Origin of the sequence: Fulvivirga aurantia, assembly GCF_009711475.1 — a bacterium.
Classification (GTDB): Bacteria; Bacteroidota; Bacteroidia; order Cytophagales; family Cyclobacteriaceae; genus Fulvivirga; species Fulvivirga aurantia.
Map to the genome: position 1 here is coordinate 1 of NZ_SMMD01000765.1, position 7,534 is coordinate 7,534.

A 7,534-nucleotide genomic window follows, 5' to 3' on the forward strand; every position below is an offset into this window, starting at 1 on the left:
CGTCCTAACCCCTAGACGAACGGGCCGTTTGTTTAAGGTGGTGCAAATATAATGGCTGTTTTCTTTATTGAAAGTATTCCACAGAAAAATTTTTATTTTTTTTATTCCTCAATCTGCACCTCTTATTTAAAGTCATATTGCAGGCCGTATTTGTCAATTATATGCAAGAGGTCTTTGAATTTAAACGGCTTGGTTATCACATCAGTAAAGCCTGTTTCTTCTTTAATACCGTAAGTATCTGCGGTGAGAGCAATTATAGGTATCTTTTTGAAATAGTCAGATTCCCAGCTTCTGACAACTTCCGTAGCCTGATCACCTCTCATTTCTGGCATTCTCATATCCATAAGCACCATGTCGTACTTCTTTGTCTTGATTTTTTCAAGGGCTTGAAGCCCGTTTTCGGCCGTGTCAACCGATATATAATCATGTTTAGACAAGTAAGCCAAAACTAACTTACGATTGTCTTCAGTATCTTCTACCATCAGGATATTGACATGCTTAGTTTTCTCAGCATCCTGATTATTTGTTTCAGCTTCACCTGATTCACGGCCTTCGTTTTCGGCAATACCGACTTTGTCAAACGTTATATCAAAATAAAATCTGCTACCTGTACCCTTTGAGCTTTGAACTTTAATTTGGCTATTGTACAACTCAAGCAGTGCCTTGGTGATCGTAAGCCCAAGACCACTACCTCGTGATGCCTTATCATGAGTGGTTTGCTCAAATTTTTCAAAAATTTCTTCAAGCTTCTCTGTATCAATACCTGAGCCGGTATCCTGTATCGCGAAGAGTATAGTGGCAGTTTTCTTAGTCTCTTTAGTTTGCTCCGCTAATAGCGTAATATTTCCTCCTTCAGTAAACTTATTGGCATTACTCAAAAGGTTATTGAGCACCTGAGCCAATATAAGCTCATCGCCATACAAATTGTCAGGCAGTTTATCTCCTTTTTTGAGTATAAGGGCGTTGTTCTTAAGATCAGCCTGAAACTTCATGGTTTTACTCACATTGTCGAGTAATTCATGAATATTAAACTGGCGTTTGCTTACAGCTAGCTTACCTGCTTTTATTTTACTGAAATCGAGGATGTTATTAATCAAAGACAATAGGTTCTCAGCGCTATATTTTAGTATATCAAGATAAGCTAAATCTTTGGTTTTTTCATCTATTTGCAACAGCTCAACTATACCATAAATAGCGTTGAGCGGTGTACGGATCTCGTGACTCATGGTGGCCAGGAAATTTTCCTTGGCCATAGCTGCTTCTTCTGCTGTCTCTTTTGCTTGCTCTAGTTCTTTTTCTGTCTTCTTGATATCAGAAATATCATCTATAACGCCATTCCAGATTACATCTCCATTCTGAAGTATTTCTGGATTTGAAGACATTTTGATCCACTTTACCTGTTCCGTTTTAGCAGTAATAATGCGACCTGTCCACTCAAAAGCGACCGGATTGGTTTTATTCTGGTCTTGTATTTTCTTAAAACTTGGCCAATCTTCTGGATGAATACGGCTGTACAACAAACTCGGATTATTAAATAACTCATCAGGAGTGAGCTCGTATATTTCCTCAACTGCTCTACTGATGTATCCTACACGCTCTGTACCATCACTATCTCTTTGAAACTCACAAATAATGTCAGGACTGTTGTCGGTAATTTTTTGTAACTGATTGTCTCTTAGCTGCAGTTCTTTAGTGGTTTGGGATCTCAACAACTCAGCCCCTGCCCTTAAGCTCAGGATTGTGAGTATGTACTCATCGTCAGTAGTAAGGTCTAGTTTATGGTCACTAATCATAACCATAATACCGAGAAGCTCTCCCGTGATCGGAGAAGAAATCGGGATGCCTACATAAGTTTCTGCATCCCAACGATTGAGTTTAGGGTCGTCTGGAAAAAGCTGTTCCACCTGATCAAAAATCTGTATTTCATCATTGAAATTAACAACTCCACAGGGGGCACCATTCAGCTCGTAGGTAAAATTAGAAGATAGCTTTCCATTTATCCTGATAGCTGTGGTTTCTACTGATTTGCGATCAGCATTGAGGATACCCAAGTAGGTATACTTGCAACCAAAGAGCTCATAAATCTGTAGGGTAAGATCTCTGAAATATTCCTCCTCCGTAAGATGCGCTCCTCTTTTGAGTGCTGTCTGAATTTTGTCTTTTGATTTAAGAATGCCCGTGATTTCAGTTCCTACAATCGCGGCACCCAGTATCTCGCCTGCACTACCTTTTATCGGGAAAGCATTTAATGTAAAATATTGCTCATGGTCAGTAAACGCGAAACTTTCAAACAGTTCTATTTTTTTGTTCTTACCGTTGAGGGCTTCTTGTATTGGACTGATTAATTTCTTTTGAACACCTTCATAACCTTCAAGCTTGCTTTTAATGGAGTCATCGATACTGACACTTACATTCTGCCCTTTCTGCAGGTCTTTTTGAAGTTTTTGGCTGATGACCTGTATGCTATAGTTAGTGTCAACGATAAGCACATAGCTGCCCGAGCCCTCGATTAAAGACTCGATACTCTGCTTTCGAAGTTCTAAGGTCTGATTATCCTGTTTTTCTTTAGTTATGTTAAAAGCCAAAGTAATTACACCTCTTAATTCATCATCCTCAATCCATGGATTGACCTTGATTCTCCAATATTGGTCGTTGAAAAAAACTTCCTGTTCGGCTTCTTTTTTATTCTTAAGTACTTTTTTCTTTAGGTTTATAAAACTCTCAGCATTAACCTTCCCCTTAAAAATATCTTCATCAGAAAAACCATAAAGCTCTTCTTCTTTATACTCTTTCAATTGGTTGTAGACCCAGATATATTTCAGGTCTGTGTCCTGATAGGCAATGAAAATTCTGGAATTGCTCAATACAATTTGGAAACGCCTGTTGAGTGACATAATCTCCCGTTGACTCTCAAGCAACTCCTCTTCTTTCTTCAATAAGTTTTCATTACTCTGGTTGAGCTCAGAATTAGCAGTTTGCAATTCTTCATTGGTAGATTGCAGCTCTTCATTGCTGGTTTCGAGTTCCTCATTTGTAGACTTCAGTTCTTCATTTGAAGATTGAAGTTCTTCATTCATGGCCTGCAATTCTTCATTACTGGTTTCCAGCTCTTCAGTAAATGCCTCAAGGTGCTCTCTACTCGCTTTGAGCTCCTGCTCGAGCTCTACAACTCGTATACTATCTTTAAAACTATCATCAGACAGCGAATCTTCATAAAATGGATAGCGCTCATCTTTTTCTATTCGTTCAAAAATGAGCAAGAAATACCTTTTATCATTTTTCTTATACAGTAATGGCTTCATGACGAGCTGTACGTATAGCTCAGAGTCATAAGCTTCATACCTGATGATATTGCTTTTAGTAGACTTATTGCTCCTTTTTACTTTGGCAAATAAAGCTCGCAATTCTGTATGAAGGCTTTTATGTAAAATTTTAAGAATACTGGCATTAAGCGAACCTTCACTTAGGTCTAAATAAGGTTGTAAAGAGCCTTTTACATAGGTTGTTTCCATTTGTGCGTTCAATACCACATAGGGGTGCTCAAATGTTTTAACCAATGTTTCTTGGGCTATTTCCTCTAATGACATCTCTGTTACGCTTGCTGTATCTGCTGTGCTATTACGCTGAGCGTGTCGTTTTATATATGACTTAAAATTGAGCCTGTTTATTGTCGTATCATCTTTTCTCTGAAATAGCTTATCGTTATACTCAGGCATATAGAACAGGTCGTCTAACTGAGCGACATTTTCTGATTTACCTAAAAACAGATAACCGCTTGAGTTAAGTGCATAATGAAAAATCGGTATAATTTCTCTCTGCAACTCAAGCTTAAAGTATATCAAGAGGTTTCTGCAGATGATGAAATCTATTTTTACAAAAGGTGGGTCATGCGTGATGTCATGCTTAGAAAACAGCACCATTTGTCTTATAACCTTATTTACTTCGTAGCTATCTCCTCGTTTAATAAAGTACTTGTCAATCCAATTGGCAGGAATACTTTCTAAAGCTTCCTGGCTGTAAATTCCTTTTCGGGCCGAGCTTAAAGCAAACTCATCAATATCTGTAGCAAATATCTGGATATTGTAGTTTTTGATTTGTTCACCCAAAATCTCAGCTAAAAGTATCGCTATGGTATAAGGCTCTTCTCCCGTGGCACATCCTACAGACCAAAACCTTAAACTTTGATCTGATGAAGTTATAACCCGGTCTTCCATTTTCTCTCGAAGGGCATCAAATGCCTCAGGATTGCGGTAAAAAGCAGTGACTCCGATGAGCATGGTCTGATATAGATTCTCCAATTCTTCAGGCTTATCTCTGATGTAGATTAAATAATCATCTATGCCACGAATTTTCAGATCATTTATTCTTTTTTCGATTCTTCGGTCTATGGTAGAAGGCTTGTATTTGGCAAAGTCAGTTCGGTACTTTTTTTCTAACAAGTCCAATATTATTGTTAAAGAATCTCTTGGCGGTGAGGCTGATTCAAAATTTCCGGTTTCTATATACTTTGAAATAACACCCGGCATTTCATGTACTTCGCAGGCGATGTCGATATTGCCAGTTTTGAGAGCGTAATCTGGCATACTCGTATGAGATGCTTCGTCATGGTCTTGACAAATGGTAAGGCCGCCATTTTTCTTTATTTCTATAACACCTTGAGAGCCGTCTTTTCCCGTTCCGGATAATATAATGCCAATTGCTTTATTCTTGTATTCTGCTGCCAGTGATGTAAATAAATGATCTACAGACGGATTTGGGTATACAGTTTTGTCAGGCTTTTTAAGTTTTATCTTTTCATTTTTTACTGTGATTTCAAAATCAGGGGGAGTTACATACACCTTGTCTGACTCAAGATCTTGATTGTCCTCGGCTTTGAGCACTTCCCAATCACATACAGAAGATAAGAGGTCAACCAACTTACTTTTAAAATTGGGGCTTACATGTTGGGCTACAACAATACAAAATCTGCCGGAAGTAGCGTTTAAATTCTCTAAGAGGCTTCTTAGAGCATCTAAACCACCTGCCGAAGACCCAATACCAACAACAAAAAGACTTTTGTCTTTTTTCTTACTACTTCCCATATTTTAAAAACGATCAGTCTTTGGTTAGATTCTTATTAAATGAACCCAAATAATCCCGCAAACTAAGAAAAACTGAGTACATCTTGTCATGCATATAACCAAAAAAACAGGAATCTGTTTTACACACAAAGTGGTAAAATGATTGGTTAAAGATAAATAGGGCCTTTAATTATCCGGGAAACTTATTTGGGGTATCTAGTGTACCTTTTTAACATTATTGACTTATGCTAGTAAATTTTAAAACTTATGCAAGACAAGATACTAGCTGCAATTCTTTGCTTCTTTAGCGGAATTGCATTCGCCCAATCTGATTGTTCACCGGAATATTTCTCTTCCAAATATAAACCAAGTGATTTACCTACCGACCTCCCAAATTATCGATTACCGAAAGATCAAATCATTAGAAAAACCTTTACGGTAAATTTTGCTAAAAACAGTGCCGTGCTGACCGGATCAAACGATGAAGAATTGAAGCAATTCTTAAATCATAAGCCACAGCAACTAAAAAAAATTAGTATACACGGGTATTCATCTGTCGAAGGTGAACTCGTCAATAATTCTGCCCTGCACCAGAAACGTGCCCAGGTCATTCAGGCGATGATCCAGAAAAAGCTAGGTCTTTCAGCTGATAAATTTCAGATACAAGCCAAAGAAAACTGGTCATTGTTCTTTGAACAGTTGGCTGAAAGGAAAGAACATAATAAAAGCAAGAAGTACTGGAAGGAAAGATTACAAAGTAAAAAAGAGCAGGAAAATTTCGAAGAACTGCTTAGCAAACAGAGAAAAACTGAAGTTACCTTTTACATAAGAGAACCTGTGTCAAGAGAGGACGTTCTCAGTAGGTTAGAAAATGACCGATCGGCCATTCATGCCACTGTAAGTGTCGCTATTGGCTATTATTACATCTGGTCTGCTCAAAACATCGCCCAACTAAAAAGGTACCTTGCCATGCGGTCTTATGTGAGAGAAAATCTCAACGACTCTCTTTTCCATTTAAATCACTTACGAAAATTTGATGACATACTTTTTAATGAGGAATACCATATCTATACATTTTACGATGATCTGCAGTATTTTGAAAGCCAAAGCGAATATAAAGATTACATGAGTCGAAAAGCACTAGTGGCTTTTGACAAAGCCTTAGAAGGGTTTAAGGAAAGGCCAAAAAGTAAGACATTACAAGCTGATCTAGTTGAAATATTAAGATTGATCTATTTAAAAACGCAATCGGGTTATTTTGATCCTGAAGTTTTTGCCTCAATCAAGATTCCTGATAATAAGCGCTATTGCACATTACAAAAGCAGTTTCAATCATACTCTGACGAGTTATTTAATTGACATTTAACCCCAACTTACTCACTACCATCAGGCCTCTTTTAATACCATAAATACCCAACCTTGGGTATTGAAATACACTCTTGCTTTGACTTAATTGAGTTTAAAAGCAGAAAATGAGTTACTTTAATATCCTATCAATAGATGGAAGTGGCACAAGAGGTGTTATACCTGCCACAATTCTCGATTGCATTTATCAACATACCGGCAAACACCCAAGCGAATTATTTTCACTTATGGCCGGAACGTCTACAGGAGGTATTCTTTGCACGGGTCTGGCCTATGGCATTTCAACTGCTGACATGCTGGCTTTGTACATGGATAAAGCCAAAGATATATTTCATGATACAGGCTGGGTGATATAAGAGATGGTTTTGGCAAAATCTTGGTGCAGATTACTCTAACAAGAAGTTCAAAAAAATTCTCAAAGACATTTTCGGTACAGCTACCTTACAAGACATTTATAACAAACATCAGGAAGACACACATTTGATGGTTTGTAGTTTCGACTTAAACCCAAAGTCAGACGATCAGCCTGTTAATTATAGGCCCAAGGTTTTTCATAGTCACTTCAAAAAGGACATGGAAGTAAGTCTGGTAGACCTCTATCTAATGACATCTGCCGGCCCCACCTACTTCCCTATCTACAAAGAAAAATATGTCGATGGTGGAGTATCGCTCAATAACCCGTCTATGGCTGCTCTCGCTTATGCCATGAATACAAGTAAAAGTGAAACTCCAGAATACAGACACCCCGATGGCGTGCAAAAAGGTCTTGAGCAGGATATGAACAACATCAAAATGTTATCACTGGGCTGTAGCAATCTAACACCAATTACATACCAGCTGACGTAATCAGAAAAAAGAGTGATGGTGATTGGGGTAATTTACAATGGGTAAAATATCTGCCTGACTTACTGACAGAAAGCAATGTGCAGGCCTCTAATTATTATGTCAGTCAGCTTTTACCTGGTGATCGATACAAACGCCTACAACTATTCTTTAATCAGAATGACGCTCCTTCTGAAATTAGAGGTAAAAACACTAGGGCTAGATGTCAAAAATGCCGACCTACTAAAGGCAATGAGTGACTATGCCAAAAAGTTGTGGGATAGGGA

The 7,534-nt window shown here is 38.0% G+C and carries 4 protein-coding genes; 3 read left to right on the forward strand and 1 reads right to left on the reverse strand.

Annotated features, from left to right (window positions below; translation table 11 throughout):
• Positions 1-122: 122 nt before the first annotated feature.
• Positions 123-5,081 carry a CheR family methyltransferase gene (locus E1176_RS09545; protein ID WP_155210386.1) on the reverse strand — a complete coding sequence of 1,653 codons (4,959 nt, stop codon included), beginning with the start codon at positions 5,079-5,081 and terminating at the stop codon, positions 123-125.
• A gap of 246 nt (positions 5,082-5,327) precedes the next feature.
• On the opposite strand from E1176_RS09545, the gene E1176_RS09550 reads away from it, so the two are divergent.
• The 3 genes from E1176_RS09550 to E1176_RS20945 all read left to right on the forward strand — a co-directional run bounded on the left by E1176_RS09550 (position 5,328) and on the right by E1176_RS20945 (position 7,271).
• Positions 5,328-6,419 (forward strand): OmpA family protein, encoded by a 1,092-nt coding sequence (locus E1176_RS09550; RefSeq protein ID WP_155210387.1) that lies wholly within the window; start codon positions 5,328-5,330, stop codon positions 6,417-6,419.
• 113 nt (positions 6,420-6,532) lie between these two features.
• Positions 6,533-6,781: a patatin-like phospholipase family protein gene (locus tag E1176_RS20940; RefSeq protein ID WP_155210388.1), complete on the forward strand. Its 249-nt coding sequence runs from the start codon at positions 6,533-6,535 to the stop codon at positions 6,779-6,781.
• Positions 6,782-6,908: 127 nt separating this feature from the next.
• Positions 6,909-7,271: a patatin-like phospholipase domain-containing protein gene (locus E1176_RS20945; RefSeq protein WP_155210389.1), complete on the forward strand. Its 363-nt coding sequence runs from the start codon at positions 6,909-6,911 to the stop codon at positions 7,269-7,271.
• Positions 7,272-7,534: the final 263 nt, after the last annotated feature.

Bases quoted from the DNA above. Each gene is read 5' to 3' on its own strand.
- E1176_RS09545 (WP_155210386.1), bottom strand. From the start codon at position 5,081: ATGGGAAGTAGTAAGAAAAAAGACAAAAGTCTTTTTGTTGTTGGTATT.
- E1176_RS09550 (WP_155210387.1), top strand. From the start codon at position 5,328: ATGCAAGACAAGATACTAGCTGCAATTCTTTGCTTCTTTAGCGGAATT.
- E1176_RS20940 (WP_155210388.1), top strand. From the start codon at position 6,533: ATGAGTTACTTTAATATCCTATCAATAGATGGAAGTGGCACAAGAGGT.
- E1176_RS20945 (WP_155210389.1), top strand. From the start codon at position 6,909: ATGGTTTGTAGTTTCGACTTAAACCCAAAGTCAGACGATCAGCCTGTT.